The following is a 13,128-nucleotide window of genomic DNA, read 5'->3' as shown; positions in this document are numbered from 1 at the left end:
TTCCGGTTATCCTTGAGCGTCCCCCTCCGTCCCGTCACCGCTTGGAGTCAGCGTCGTGCGCATCGATCTGCACACCCACTCCACCGCGTCCGACGGCACGGACACTCCGGCCCAGCTGGTGCGCAAGGCCGCCGCGGCCGGGCTGGACGTCGTCGCGCTGACCGACCACGACACCACCCGCGGGCACGCCGAGGCCGTCGCCGCGCTGCCCGAGGGGCTCACGCTGGTCACCGGCGCCGAACTCTCCTGCCGCGTCGGCGGCGTCAGCATGCACATGCTGGCCTACCTCTTCGACCCCGAGGAGCCCGCCCTGCTCGCCGAGCGCGAGCTGGTCCGGGACGACCGGGTGCCGCGGGCCAAGGGCATGGTCGCCCGGCTCAACGCGCTGGGCGTGCCCGTCACCTGGGAGCAGGTCGAGCGCATCGCCGGCGACGGCTCGGTCGGGCGGCCGCACGTGGCCTCCGCGCTGGTGGAGCTCGGCGTCGTGCCGACCGTGAGCGACGCCTTCACCGAGGAGTGGCTGGCCGACGGGGGACGGGCCTTCGTGGCGAAGCACGAGACCGACCCGTTCGAGGCGCTCCGGCTGGTCAAGGGCGCCGGCGGGGTCGCCGTGTTCGCGCACCCGGCCGCCGCCAAGCGGGGCCGTACGGTGCCGGAGACCACGATCGCCGAGCTGGCCGCCGCCGGGCTCGACGGCATCGAGGTCGACCACATGGACCACGACGCGGACACCCGGGCACGGCTGCGGGGCATGGCGAAGGAGCTGGGGCTCCTGGTGACCGGCTCCAGTGACTACCACGGCCACCGGAAGACCTGTGTGCTCGGCGAGTACACGACCGACCCCGAGGTGTACGGGGAGATCACGCGGCGGGCGTTCGGGGCGTTCCCCGTGCCGGGGGCCGGCGGGGCCTGAGCCTCACCTCCGCGCGTCCACTTTTCCGCTCCTCCGCAAGGCCAGTAGCTCACCCATGTTCGACGTCGCCGTCTTCGGCTCCCTCTTCCTGACCCTGTTCGTCATCATGGATCCCCCCGGGATCACCCCGATCTTCCTCGCGCTGACCTCCGGCCGGCCCGCCAAGGCGCAGAAGCGGATGGCCTTCCAGGCCGTCTGTGTCGCCGGTGGCGTGATCACCGTGTTCGGTCTGCTGGGACACCAGATCCTCGACTACCTGCACGTGTCCGTCCCCGCGCTGATGATCGCGGGCGGGCTGCTGCTCCTGCTGATCGCGCTCGACCTGCTCACCGGCAAGACGGACGAGCCGAAGCAGACCAAGGACGTCAACGTCGCCCTCGTGCCCCTGGGCATGCCGCTGCTCGCCGGGCCCGGCGCGATCGTGTCGGTCATCCTGGCGGTGCAGAAGGCCGACAGCGTGAGCACCCAGGTGTCGGTGTGGGCGGCGATCCTCGCGATCCACGTGGTGCTGTGGCTGGTGATGCGGTACTCGCTGCTGATCATCCGGGTCATCAAGGACGGCGGCGTGGTCCTGGTGACCCGCCTCGCCGGCATGATGCTCTCCGCGATCGCCGTGCAGCAGATCATCAACGGCGTGACCCAGGTGATCCAGGGCGCCTAGCGGTATGCGGCAGCCGGCGGCATGCGGCGGCATGCGGCATCAGGCGGCCGACGGTATGCGCGGGGCCCCCGCACGGTGTTCCGTGCGGGGGCCCGAATGTGTGCGGAGGTCCGCGCTACAAGGCCGAGGTGTCGGCGGGGCGGATCCACAGACGCTGCCCGATGGCGGCGGCCTGCTGAACGATGCGGTTCACAGAGGCGGCGTCCACGACGGTCGTGTCCACGGGGGTTCCGTCGACGTCGTCGAGTCGCATGACTTCAAAGCGCATGGCCTCTCCCTTGATCTGGTCATCCTCCTGAGGAGAACTACTGGTGGGACTCCTGGGTCGTCGGTGCCCGGGGAGTCCTCATAGTCAACGGCCTGCGTGTTACAAACATTCCCTACGCTAAAGAAATTTTTCGAACGGCTAATTACTGACCGGTAAGCCGTCCGCTTCGGAGCCGCATCGCGCGGATGTGAGACTGACCGGGACCAGTTGTGTTCGCAGCGTGACCGCCGGGACAATGGAGACGATGAACGACGACCTCGCGTCCCTGAACGCCCGCATCGACCGCACCAACGAGCTGCTTCAGCGCATGCTCGCCGAGGTGGCGAAGACGCCCTCGACCCACGCGATCTTCGTCGACGCCGGGTACCTCTACGCGGCGGCGGGCCGCCTGGTGGCCGGGACCGAGGACCGCAGGGCCTTCGACCTGGACGCCGAGGGCCTGATCGACGCGTTCATCGACACGGCGCGCACCATCTTCGCGGACAGCCGCCTGCTGCGGGTCTACTGGTACGACGGTGCCCGGCGCCGCATCCACACCGCCGAGCAGCAGACCATCGCCGAACTGCCGGACGTCAAGGTCCGCCTCGGCAACCTCAACGCCAACAACCAGCAGAAGGGCGTGGACTCCCTCATCCGCTCCGACCTGGAGTCCCTTGCTCGGCACCGTGCCATCAGCGACGCGGCCCTGCTCGGCGGTGACGAGGACCTGGTCTCGGCGGTCGAGGCCGCCCAGGGGTACGGCGCCCGGGTCCACCTGTGGGGCATCGAGGCGCCCGAGGGCCGCAACCAGGCCGACCCGCTGCTGTGGGAGGTCGACAGTCAGCGCACCTTCGACCTGGAGTTCTTCAAGCCGTACGTCTCCCGGCGCACCGCCCACACCTTCGATCCGACGGGCGCGGGCCGGCCCGCCCGCGAGGACGTCCGCTTCGTCGGCGCGCAGATCGCGGCGAAGTGGCTGGCGGCCCGGGGCCGCGAGTCGCTGGTGGAACTCCTCCCCGGCCACCCCTACCTCCCCGGCTCCGTGGACCAGGACCTCCTGGTGGAGGCCGAGGGGCTGCTCCAGTACTCGCTGCGCGGCCAGGCCGACCTGCGCCGGGCGCTGCGGGACGGCTTCTGGGAGCACTTGCAGGCGCAGTACTAGGCGCAGTACCAGGGCGCCGTACCAGGGGGCAGTTGGATACCCAGTATTGGGCACGCGGTACTAGGCGCCGTGCGGGGAGCGGTGCCGGGCGTCGTCCCAGAAGTCGGCGAGAGCGCGGGCGGTCGGCAGGGGCTGGTCCGTGTTGGGGGAGTGCTCGGCACCGGCGATCACGGTCCGGCGTGCGTCCAGCCGGACGGCCATCTCGTCCAGGAGCGGTACGGGCCAGGTGTCGTCGTAGGCCCCCGACAGCACGTGGCAGGGCAGCGGTACGGCGGCCAGCTCGGCGACGCGGTCCGGCTCCGTGCACAACTGCCGTCCCGTCGCGAGGAGTTGCGCGGGCCTGGTGCCCAGCCAGCGGTCCCGCAGCCGTTCCGAGTCCTCGGGGCCGTGAGCGGGAGCCGGGGCGCCGACCTCCTCGGGCGGTCCCATCGCCTGGATCACGTTCCAGACCTCGGCCATCGTCATGGTGTCGAGCGCGTCCCGCAGGAGTTTCACGCGCTGCTGCTGGGACTCGGAGATCCGCGCAGGACCGGAGGACATCAGGGTGAGGGTGACGAACGGGCCGTGGTCGAGCAGCACGGCGGCACGGGCGATCTGACCGCCGAGGGAGTGCCCGACGAGATGCACCCGGGTCCCGAGGGCGGCGACCTGGGCGTGCACGTCCCGGGCCAGCTCCGCGCGCGCGTAGGCGGCCTCGTCGTGCTCCGGACCGTCCGACTCGTACTGCCCCCGCCCGTCCACGGCGACCGTGCGGTACCCGCGGGCCCCCAGCGGCTCGTGCAGCAGCGTGAAGTCCTCCTTGCTCCCCGTGAACCCGGGCAGCATCAGGACGGTCCCCTTCGCCTCGACTCCGTCGGGCACGGGCGAGTCGACGACGGCGAACTCACCGCGCGCGGTGTCCAGCCGGTACGCGCGGGCATCGGAGGGCGGGATGAAGGCGGCGTTCCTGCTCACGGGCCGAGGGTATCGGGCGGGGCGGGGGCCGGCGGCGGGAGCGGGGCTCACCGGGGGACGGGACCGCGCGAGCCCGAGCGGGTGCGGGAACGCCGTCGGCCCGGCCCCGCATGGGCAGCGGGACCGGGCCGACGGTCGGGCGGGCCGGACGGCCCGGGTGGATCAGCTCTCTCCGGAATCCGCGGGCTGCGCGGCGGCCGTGGCCGCCTTGCGGGTGCGGCGGGCCTTCGGCTTCGCCTCCGCGGTGTCGGCGCCCTCGGCGGGCGCGTCCACGGCAGCCACGGCCTTACGCGTCCGGCGGCGCGGTGCGGCCTCGGACTCCTGCGAGTCGGCCTGGGCCGGGATGCCGGCGGTCGCCTCGGCGGCGCCCTCGGTGGGCTCGGTGGCCTTGCGAGTGCGGCGGCGGGGCTTGGCCTCGGTGCCCTCGGCGGTGTCGACGGCGGTGTCCGCCTTGGTGGCTGCCGTCTTGGTGGCTGCCGTCTTGCGGGTGCGCCGGGGCTTGGCCTCGGTGGTCTCCGGTGCCTGGACCGCGGTGTCGGTGGCCTCGGTGGGCTCGGCCGTCTTGCGGGTGCGGCGGCGGGGCTTGGCCTCGGCGGCCTCGGCGGTGTCGACGGCGGTGTCCGCCTTGGCGGCGGCCGTCTTGGTGGCGGCCGTCTTGGCGGCGGCCGTCTTGCGGGTACGGCGCGGCTTCGCCTCCGCCGCTTCCGGCTCCTGCACCGACTGGGCCGGGATGCCGGCGGTGGCCTCGGCGGCGCTCTCGGTGGGCTCGGTGGCCTTGCGGGTGCGGCGGCGGGGCTTGGTCTCCGTGGCCTCGGCGGTGTCGACGGCGGTGTCCGCCTTGGCGGCGGCCGTCTTGGTGGCAGCCGTCTTGCGGGTACGGCGCGGCTTCGCCTCCGCCGGTTCGGTCGTCCCCTCGGCCGTGTCGACCGCCGTCTCCGCGGCGGTGGCCGTGGCCGTGGCCGTGGGGTCGGCGGCGGTGGCGGTGGCCTTCCGGGTGCGGCGGCGCGGCTTGGTCTCCGCGGGAGCCTCGGCCGCCGGAGTCCCGACGACCGCCGGCTCGGTGATCGCGGGCTCGACCACCGGGGCGGTCTCCACCTGCGTCTCCAGCGGGGCGGCGGCCTCGGCCGGCTTGCGGGTGCGGCGGCGGCGCGGCTTGGCCGGGGCCTCCGACTCGACGGCCTCGACCGCCTCGACGGCGTCCGGCGCGGCGAGGGGCGTGCTGTCGACGGCCGGCGTCACGACGGGTGCGTCGGTCGTGGTGGCCGTCACCGGCCCGCGCGCCGACTCGCCACCACGCGTACGGCGTCGGCGGCGCAGCGTGCGGGGACCCTGTGCGGTGTCCGGGCCGGCGTCGGCGGCGCTGTCCGCACCTTGGGCCACGGCCTCGGGCGCGGCGGTCGAGGAGAGCTCCGCGTCCACGGGCGCCCCACCGCGCATCCGGCGGCGGCGACGCGGCGTCGTACGGGACGCATCCTCGCGGTCGGCGGAACGGGACTCGTCCCTGCCCCCACGACCGCCCCGGTCACCACGACCGCCGCGGTCACGGCCACCCCGGTCACGGCCGCCTCGGCCGCCCGTCTCGCCCAGGTCCTCCACTTCCTCCGCGTCGAGCCCGGCGCGCGTGCGCTCCGAACGCGGCAGGACGCCCTTGGTGCCCTCGGGGATGCCGAGGTCGGTGTAGAAGTGCGGGGAGGTGGAGTACGTCTCCGGCGGGTCGTTGAAGCCCAGGTCCAGCGCCTTGTTGATCAGCTGCCAGCGCGGGATGTCGTCCCAGTCGACCAGCGTGATCGCCGTACCCTTGGCGCCCGCGCGGCCGGTGCGGCCGATGCGGTGCAGGTACGTCTTCTCCTCTTCCGGCGACTGGTAGTTGACGACGTGCGTCACGCCCTCGACGTCGATGCCGCGGGCGGCCACGTCGGTGCAGACGAGCACGTCCACCTTGCCGTTGCGGAAGGCGCGCAGGGCCTGCTCGCGGGCGCCCTGGCCCAGGTCGCCGTGGACCGCGCCGGAGGCGAAACCGCGCTGCTTGAGCTGGTCGGCCAGGTCGGCGGCCGTGCGCTTGGTGCGGCAGAAGACCATGGCCAGTCCCCGGCCGTCGGCCTGCAGTATGCGCGCCACCATCTCGGGCTTGTCCATGTTGTGCGCGCGGTAGACGAACTGCTTGGTGTTCGCGACCGTCGCGCCCGCGTCGTCCGGCGAGGTGGCGGAGATGTGCGTGGGCTGCGACATGTAGCGGCGGGCCAGTCCGATGACCGCGCCCGGCATGGTGGCCGAGAACAGCATCGTCTGGCGCCTGGCCGGCAGCATGTTGATGATCTTCTCGACGTCGGGCAGGAAGCCCAGGTCGAGCATCTCGTCGGCCTCGTCGAGGACCAGGCTCTTGATGTGCTTCAGGCTCAGCTTCTTCTGGCCCGCGAGGTCCAGCAGACGGCCCGGGGTGCCGACGATCACGTCGACGCCCTTCTTGAGGGCCTCCACCTGCGGCTCGTACGCCCGGCCGCCGTAGATCGCGAGGACGCGCACGTTGCGCACCTTGCCCGCGGTCAGGAGGTCGTTGGTGACCTGCTGGCACAGCTCGCGCGTCGGGACGACGACGAGGGCCTGCGGGGCGTCGGTCAGGGCCTCGGGAGCGGCGCGGCCGGCCTCGACGTCGGCGGGGACGGTCACACGCTCGAGGAGCGGGAGGCCGAAGCCCAGCGTCTTGCCCGTGCCGGTCTTGGCCTGGCCGATGACGTCCTTGCCCGACAGGGCTACGGGGAGCGTCATCTCCTGGATGGGGAAGGGAGTGATGATGCCGACGGCTTCGAGGGCTTCGGCGGTCTCGGGGAGGATCCCGAGGGATCGGAACGTCGTAGTCAGGGTGCTGCCTCTTCTGTGTACGTGGTGCGAGGCGAGCGCGCGGGTCGTGCCGGACCGTGTCGGGGACGTCGGCCGCCTTGCGGGAGCCGTAGGACACGGGACCTCTGTCGACGCTCCAGCGCTCGTACCACTGAGGGTCCCCCTCCGGATCCCGTACGCACTGTCGCGTACGGCAGGAGGGCTGTCGGGTCGGAGCCGATCGGGCCACCGACCGGGCATCCTCATGCGTGCGGCCCGACGACGATGTCACGTACCCGTACGTCACATACTCGGCAGGCGCATTACCACCATACCCCGGATTCGCGCACACGCGATGGCCGATTTGGTCACGTAGTCGTCGTCACACTGACTGACCTGGGACGACCACGGACGCATCGGGGACGGATCGGGGACGGATGGGGGACGGATCGGGGACGGTTCGAGGGCGACCGGGGGCCTTCCGGTCGGGAGTCGGCGGGCTATTGTGCGCTGCATGACGAGCTCTGACAAGCCTGGAAACGCCGCAGACGCCCCCGCCGAAACCGCCGAAACCGCCGGTGCCACCGGCGCCACCGGAGTCGCCGCCCAGGACTGGGCGACGGCCGCCGCCGACCCGCAGTACCGTGCCGCGCTCGTGGACCTGCTCGGCGCGCTCGCGTACGGCGAGCTGGCGGCGTTCGAGCGGCTCGCGGAGGACGCCAAGCTGGCGCCCACGCTGGCGGACAAGGCGGAGCTGGCGAAGATGGCCTCGGCGGAGTTCCACCACTTCGAGCGGCTGCGCGACCGGCTCGCCGAGATCGGCGAGGAGCCGACGGCGGCGATGGAGCCGTTCGTGGCCGCCTACGACGGCTTCCACAAGCAGACGGCTCCCTCCGACTGGCTGGAGGGCCTCGTCAAGGCCTACGTCGGCGACTCCATCGCCAGTGACTTCTACCGGGAGGTCGCGGCCCGCCTCGACTCCGACACCCGTGAGCTGGTGCTGGCGGTGCTCGACGACACCGGGCACGCCGGCTTCGCCGTGGAGAAGGTGCGCGCGGCGATCGACGCGGACCCGCGCGTGGGCGGGCGGCTCGCGCTGTGGGCGCGGCGGCTGATGGGGGAGGCCCTGTCGCAGTCCCAGCGGGTGGTCGCGGACCGGGACGCGCTGTCGACGATGCTGGTGGGCGGTGTCGCGGACGGTTTCGACCTCGCCGAGGTCGGCCGGATGTTCTCCCGGATCACCGAGGCGCACACCAAGCGGATGGCCGCTCTGGGCCTGGCTGCCTGACCGGGGTCGAGGCCCGCGGCGCCCGGCCCGGCGCGTCGGACCGGTGCGGTGCGGGCCGCCCCGGTCTGCCGTCGGGCGTCCGTCAGGCGGTCGCCGAGCGGCGGTGCAGTCTTCCGGCGGGGCGCAGGAGCAGCGACAGCGAGGCGGCGGAGAGCGCCGCCGAGCCCAGCAGTACGGCCACGAGGCCCCCGGCGCCCAGCGCGGTGTGCGTGACGAACGCCCCGAAGAGGGCTCCGGCGATCCCCGTCGGCAGGACCAGGACGCGGGCCGGCAGACGATGCGGCAGACGGTGGGCGGCGGCCCATGCCAGGGCGAGGCCGAGGATCGCGGCGCTGAGCGCTTCCAAGAGCATGTCGGGGTCCCTCCCACGCGGCCGGCCTGCCCGAAACGGTCATACCCGTCTTACCCCTGACCTGCGGAATGCAACCCTCCCCCTGTGGGTGAACTGTGCTCCGCCCGTGAACCGTGCTCCGTCCGTGAACCGTGTTCCGGACGCGGGAGGGGCCCGGCGGTGAGTCACCGCCGGGCCCCTCCCGATGCGCGTCCGTCGTCCAGCGGCCGCCGGCTACAGCGCGCCGAAGCCCACCTTGCGCGGGGCGGGCTCGCCGATCTCGACGTAGGCGAGACGGTCGGCCGGTACCAGGACCTTGCGGCCGTGTTCGTCCACGAGGCTCAGCAGCTGCGACTTGCCGGCCAGTGCCTCGGCCACCACCCGCTCGACCTCCTCGGCACTCTGACCGCTCTCCAGAACGATCTCGCGGGGCGCGTGCTGCACGCCGATCTTGACCTCCACGGCTATGTCCCTCCGACGGTCAGTGATGTGCGCGATCTTCCGCGCCGTACCCCGCACACATTAGCCCGGTGAGGGGACGTACACGGTGCGCCGGAGAACGCCAGGAGCGAACAGCCGACGGGAACACGTCCGCCGGGCGTGGCCCGCGCCGCGCCGGTCAGTGCTGCTCGCTGCCGTGCAGCGGGAAGCCGGCGATGCCCCGCCAGGCCAGCGAGGTCAGCAGCTGGACCGCCTGGTCGCGCGGCACGCTGCGGTCGCTGTGCAGCCAGGAGCGGGCCACCACCTGGGCGAGGCCGCCCAGACCGGAGGCCAGCAGCATCGACTCGGCGCGCGAGAGGCCGGTGTCCTCGGCGATGACGTCGCAGATCGCCTCGGCGCACTCGTTCGTGACCTTGTCGACGCGCTCGCGCACGGCGGGCTCGTTGGTCAGGTCCGACTCGAACACCAGGCGGAAGGCGCCGCCGTCGTCCTCCACGTACGCGAAGTAGGCGTCCATGGTCGCCCGGACGCGCTGCTTGTTGTCGGTCGTCGACGCGAGCGCGCTCCGTACGGACTGGATCAGCGCCTCGCAGTGCTGGTCCAGCAGGGCGAGGTAGAGGTCGAGCTTGCCCGGGAAGTGCTGGTACAGCACCGGCTTGCTGACGCCGGCGCGCTCGGCGATGTCGTCCATCGCCGCCGCGTGGTACCCCTGGGCGACGAACACTTCCTGTGCGGCGCCCAGCAGCTGGTTGCGTCGGGCTCGGCGGGGAAGGCGTGTGCCCCGTGGGCGTACCGCCTCTGTCTGCTCGATGGCTGTCACGCCGCCTCCCATAGTCGTCCTCGTGCGGTGTGCGCCGCGTCGCCATCGTACTTTTCGGTAACCGTGGTGTGTGCGGTGCGAGCGCAGAATTTCACGGACCGGACGGCGGCGAAAGCCGCACAACAGGTTTCAAAAGTGTCCAGGACGGGCAGAAATCGGCCTCCCTCCTGCTCGGCGGGCCTCTCGGTCACCGCGCGGTGCCGTGTTCCGGCGATCGCCCTCTTCCGGTGGCCGACCGCTTCCGTCACGTCACCGGTAGTCGTCCTCGTCGTGAGTGACGACCCGGGCCTGTTCCGCCAGGTCGGCCTCGTTGGCGCGGTCCGGCTCGACGTCGGTCAGCGGATCGTCGCGCTCCGGCGCGAGGTCCGCCTGCTGCTCGGCCGCGTCGGCGTCCGGCGCCTCGACGTCGAACTCCTCCGCTTCCCGCGCATCGGCGTCGAAGGTCTCGGGGTCGGTCGGATCGACGGTCATGCTGGGCTCCCTTCCTACGAACGTCCCTGTAAAGATGCAGGGGCCACACGCGGGTGCCCACTCCACGAGCGTAGGAGACACCCGTTCCGGACGCCATGCGTCGCCCGCGCCCGGTGTGTGCGCCGCGAGGTACCGGTACCCGGCCGTCACGTCGACGCACCCCCGCTTGTGACGGCGAACACATGAACGACGGTGTGATCGTCTCGTAATATTGCCGCATGCCCTCGACCGAGCCGCAGTCCGTGCCGCCCGCCAACGTGCTGCCCAAGGTCGCGGCCGTCAAGATCGCGGACGGTGAGCGTCTCAGGTCGGTGCATCTGCCCGGCATCACGCTGACGGTGCGCTCGCGCCCGCCCGCCCGCGAAGGGCTCCCGCCCGCGCTCTACGTCCACGGCCTCGGCGGTTCCTCGCAGAACTGGTCGGCACTGATGCCGCTCCTGGACGGCGTCGTCGACAACGAGGCCGTCGACCTGCCGGGCTTCGGCGACTCCCCGCCCCCGGACGACGGCGACTACTCGATCACGGGTCAGGCGCGCGCGGTCATCCGTTACCTCGACGCCTCCGGGCGCGGTCCCGTACATCTCTTCGGCAACTCGCTCGGCGGCGCAGTCACCACCCGCGTGGCCGCGGCGCGCCCCGACCTGGTGCGGACGCTGACGCTCGTGTCGCCCGCCCTGCCGGAGATCCGCGTGCAGCGCAGCGCCGTGCCGACGGGACTGCTGGCCCTGCCGGGGGTGGCCGCGCTGTTCACCCGGCTCACTCGGCAGTGGACCGCGGAGCAGCGGGTGCGCGGTGTGATGGCGCTCTGCTACGGCGACCCGGGGAGGGTGAGCGAGGAGGGCTTCCGCAACGCCGTGGAGGAGATGGAGCGGCGGCTGCAGCTGCCGTACTTCTGGGACGCGATGGCGCGTTCCGCCCGCGGAATCGTCAACGCGTACACGCTCGGCGGCCAGCACGCGCTGTGGCGGCAGGCCGAACGGGTTCTCGCACCCACGCTCCTGGTCTACGGTGGACGCGACCAACTCGTCGGCTACCGCATGGCCCAGCGCGCCGCCCGCGCCTTCCGTGACTCCCGGCTGCTGACCCTGCCGGACGCGGGGCACGTGGCGATGATGGAATACCCGGAGACCGTGGCCACGGCGTTTCGCGAACTCCTCGCGGACACCGGCAAGTCGCCGGTCGGCGAGAGGACCGACGGGGTCGTCGAGGACGAGCCCGCCAACCAGACCACAGGAGGCTGAGGCGCGACGTGGGACGCCACAGCCGCCGCGGACCCGCACCCAAGGCCGACGCCGCGGAGACCGCCCCGGCGCGGGAGGAGCGTGCCGGCCTGCTGGGACGCCGCCGGAGCGCCGGCTCGTCCGCGGGCGGGCAGGCACCGTCGGCGAGTGAGCGGGTCCCACCGGCGAGCGGGATGCCGCCCGGCCCGGAGTTCCGGCCGGCGCCGGTGGACGGTGTGCCGCCGCGCGCCGTCCAGGGCCGGCCCGATGGCACACCGGGGCGTGGTGTGCCGCGGTTCGCCGACGGGACTCCGGCGCAAGGTGTTCCGAGGATCCCGGACGGCACGCCCGCGCGTGGTGTTCCCCGGCTTCCCGAGGGCACCCCGGCACGCGGTGTGCCGCACGTCCGTGGCGGACATCCCGAGCAGCGGGAACCCGGCGGTGGCTGGGGCGAGTTGAACGGTCGGACCGGCGCCGGGTACGGCGTGCCGACGGGACCGCCCGCCGCTGCTCCCGCGCCCCCGGGGCGCCCCGCCCGCCCCGCACACCCCGGCCAGCCGGCCCACCCCGGCCACCCGGTGCGGTCGACGAGGTCCGGCGGGCCCTTCCCGCGGCAGCGGCAGACGCCTCCGGGAGGACCGCGGCAGGACTACCTGGACGCCTTCGGTGAGAACGACGACGTCTTCGCGGCCCGCCACGACGACGTCTTCGCGGCCCGCCCCCCGCGCCGTACCCCCGACTCCGCGGCGCCCGCCGACCCGTACGCCGCCGGCACCGACTGGAACGCCGACGGTGGCGGACACCTCCCGCCCGGCGCCGAGGCCGGAGCCGCCGACGACGACGGGGCGCCCACGGGCGACCCGGCACCGGCCGGCGGCGGCAAGGGCAGAACGTTCACCGGCATCGCCGCGGCCGCCGTCACCACCGTGCTGGCGGTCGTCGTGGCCGGTCAGGTCGCCGACGGTGCGGACGGGGGCGGCGTACGGTCGCAGTCCGCCACCGACCAGGCCCGCGACATCCACGACTCAGCGTCACGGGCGGACGGGCGGCCGACACCCTCCGCGTCGGAGTCCGCCGCGCCGCTGACGTACGCGCAGAAGATGGGCAAGAGGTACCCGCTCGGCGCCACGCTCAAGGGCTCCGGCACGTTCTACGCGATCCCCGGTATCGCCAAGGGGCCGGGCAAGGGAGAGAAGTACACCTACCGCGTGGACGTGGAGCAGGGGCTCGGCCTGGACGGGGAGCTCTTCGCCGAAGCCGTGCAGAAGACGCTGAACGACGACCGGAGCTGGGCGCACAACGGCGCCCGTTCCTTCGAGCGCATCCACTCCGGGCAGCCCGACTTCGTCATCACGCTCGCCAGTCCGGGCACCACGGCCGAGTGGTGTGCCAAGTCCGGCCTGGACACCACCCAGGACAACGTCTCCTGCGACTCCGCCGCCACCGAGCGCGTGATGATCAACGCCTACCGGTGGGCGCAGGGCGCCGAGCCGTACGGCGACGCGATCCACGCGTACCGGCAGATGCTGATCAACCACGAGATCGGCCACCGCATCGGCTACAACCACGTCTCCTGCGACAAGGACGGCGAGCTCGCCCCCGTCATGCAGCAGCAGACCAAGTTCGTCGATCACGACGGGATCGACTGCCGTCCCAACCCCTGGGCGTTCCCGAACAGCTGACCGCCGACAAGGTGTGGCCGATGCGTCACCGATGGTGACCGAGTGATCTCTTAGCGCGACGGAACGCATCCCGCACGGGAAAGTTACGACCGTTCACCCCTTTTGGTGGCGCGATTGGAAA

The 13,128-nt window shown here is 72.7% G+C and carries 13 protein-coding genes; 6 read left to right on the top strand and 7 right to left on the bottom strand.

All coding sequences use genetic code 11. From position 1 onward, the window contains the following. The first annotated feature begins 55 nt into the window (after positions 1-55). Complete coding sequence (locus tag ACFIF2_RS19640; protein ID WP_395574344.1) at positions 56-913, top strand: PHP domain-containing protein; 858 nt, start codon at positions 56-58, stop codon at positions 911-913. 55 nt (positions 914-968) lie between these two features. Next, entirely contained in the window at positions 969-1,574 is a 606-nt protein-coding gene (locus tag ACFIF2_RS19635) for a MarC family protein (RefSeq protein ID WP_395574342.1), read from the top strand. A gap of 115 nt (positions 1,575-1,689) precedes the next feature. Here the strand turns inward: ACFIF2_RS19635 and ACFIF2_RS19630 are convergent, their stop codons facing one another. Beyond that, positions 1,690-1,842 carry a hypothetical protein gene (locus ACFIF2_RS19630; protein ID WP_007444413.1) on the bottom strand — a complete coding sequence of 51 codons (153 nt, stop codon included), beginning with the start codon at positions 1,840-1,842 and terminating at the stop codon, positions 1,690-1,692. A gap of 235 nt (positions 1,843-2,077) precedes the next feature. On the opposite strand from ACFIF2_RS19630, the gene ACFIF2_RS19625 reads away from it, so the two are divergent. After that, positions 2,078-2,983: an NYN domain-containing protein gene (locus ACFIF2_RS19625; RefSeq protein WP_395574645.1), complete on the top strand. Its 906-nt coding sequence runs from the start codon at positions 2,078-2,080 to the stop codon at positions 2,981-2,983. A gap of 60 nt (positions 2,984-3,043) precedes the next feature. On the opposite strand, the gene ACFIF2_RS19620 is transcribed toward ACFIF2_RS19625, so the two are convergent. Beyond that, positions 3,044-3,937: an alpha/beta fold hydrolase gene (locus ACFIF2_RS19620; protein WP_395574340.1), complete on the bottom strand. Its 894-nt coding sequence runs from the start codon at positions 3,935-3,937 to the stop codon at positions 3,044-3,046. 162 nt (positions 3,938-4,099) lie between these two features. Next, on the bottom strand, positions 4,100-6,703 hold the full coding sequence (locus ACFIF2_RS19615; protein WP_395574338.1) for a DEAD/DEAH box helicase: 2,604 nt from the start codon (positions 6,701-6,703) through the stop codon (positions 4,100-4,102). A 565-nt stretch (positions 6,704-7,268) separates the two neighbouring features. Here ACFIF2_RS19615 and ACFIF2_RS19610 point away from each other — a divergent pair. After that, positions 7,269-8,042, top strand: coding sequence for a ferritin-like fold-containing protein (locus ACFIF2_RS19610; protein WP_395574336.1), 774 nt, complete (start codon positions 7,269-7,271; stop codon positions 8,040-8,042). A gap of 82 nt (positions 8,043-8,124) precedes the next feature. Here ACFIF2_RS19610 and ACFIF2_RS19605 read toward each other — a convergent pair whose 3' ends face one another. The 4 genes from ACFIF2_RS19605 to ACFIF2_RS19590 form a co-directional block, all read right to left on the bottom strand. After that, on the bottom strand, positions 8,125-8,394 hold the full coding sequence (locus ACFIF2_RS19605) for a hypothetical protein (protein WP_395574334.1): 270 nt from the start codon (positions 8,392-8,394) through the stop codon (positions 8,125-8,127). 213 nt (positions 8,395-8,607) lie between these two features. After that, entirely contained in the window at positions 8,608-8,835 is a 228-nt protein-coding gene (locus ACFIF2_RS19600) for a DUF3107 domain-containing protein (RefSeq protein WP_159535660.1), read from the bottom strand. 157 nt (positions 8,836-8,992) lie between these two features. After that, positions 8,993-9,634: a TetR/AcrR family transcriptional regulator gene (locus ACFIF2_RS19595; RefSeq protein WP_395574332.1), complete on the bottom strand. Its 642-nt coding sequence runs from the start codon at positions 9,632-9,634 to the stop codon at positions 8,993-8,995. Positions 9,635-9,883: 249 nt separating this feature from the next. Next, a complete protein-coding gene (locus tag ACFIF2_RS19590) occupies positions 9,884-10,105 on the bottom strand; it encodes a hypothetical protein (RefSeq protein WP_395574330.1) in 222 nt (73 codons plus the stop codon). A gap of 218 nt (positions 10,106-10,323) precedes the next feature. On the opposite strand from ACFIF2_RS19590, the gene ACFIF2_RS19585 reads away from it, so the two are divergent. After that, positions 10,324-11,346: an alpha/beta fold hydrolase gene (locus tag ACFIF2_RS19585; RefSeq protein WP_395574328.1), complete on the top strand. Its 1,023-nt coding sequence runs from the start codon at positions 10,324-10,326 to the stop codon at positions 11,344-11,346. An 8-nt stretch (positions 11,347-11,354) separates the two neighbouring features. Further along, positions 11,355-13,007, top strand: a complete 1,653-nt coding sequence (locus ACFIF2_RS19580) for a DUF3152 domain-containing protein (RefSeq protein ID WP_395574326.1) — start codon at positions 11,355-11,357, stop codon at positions 13,005-13,007. Positions 13,008-13,128 lie beyond the last annotated feature (121 nt).

The sequence above is a fragment of the Streptomyces sp. BK79 genome, assembly GCF_044142145.1.
Taxonomy (GTDB): domain Bacteria; phylum Actinomycetota; class Actinomycetes; order Streptomycetales; family Streptomycetaceae; genus Streptomyces.
Note: the sequence above shows the minus strand (reverse complement) of the source record. Positions and strands in the feature narration are given on the sequence as shown.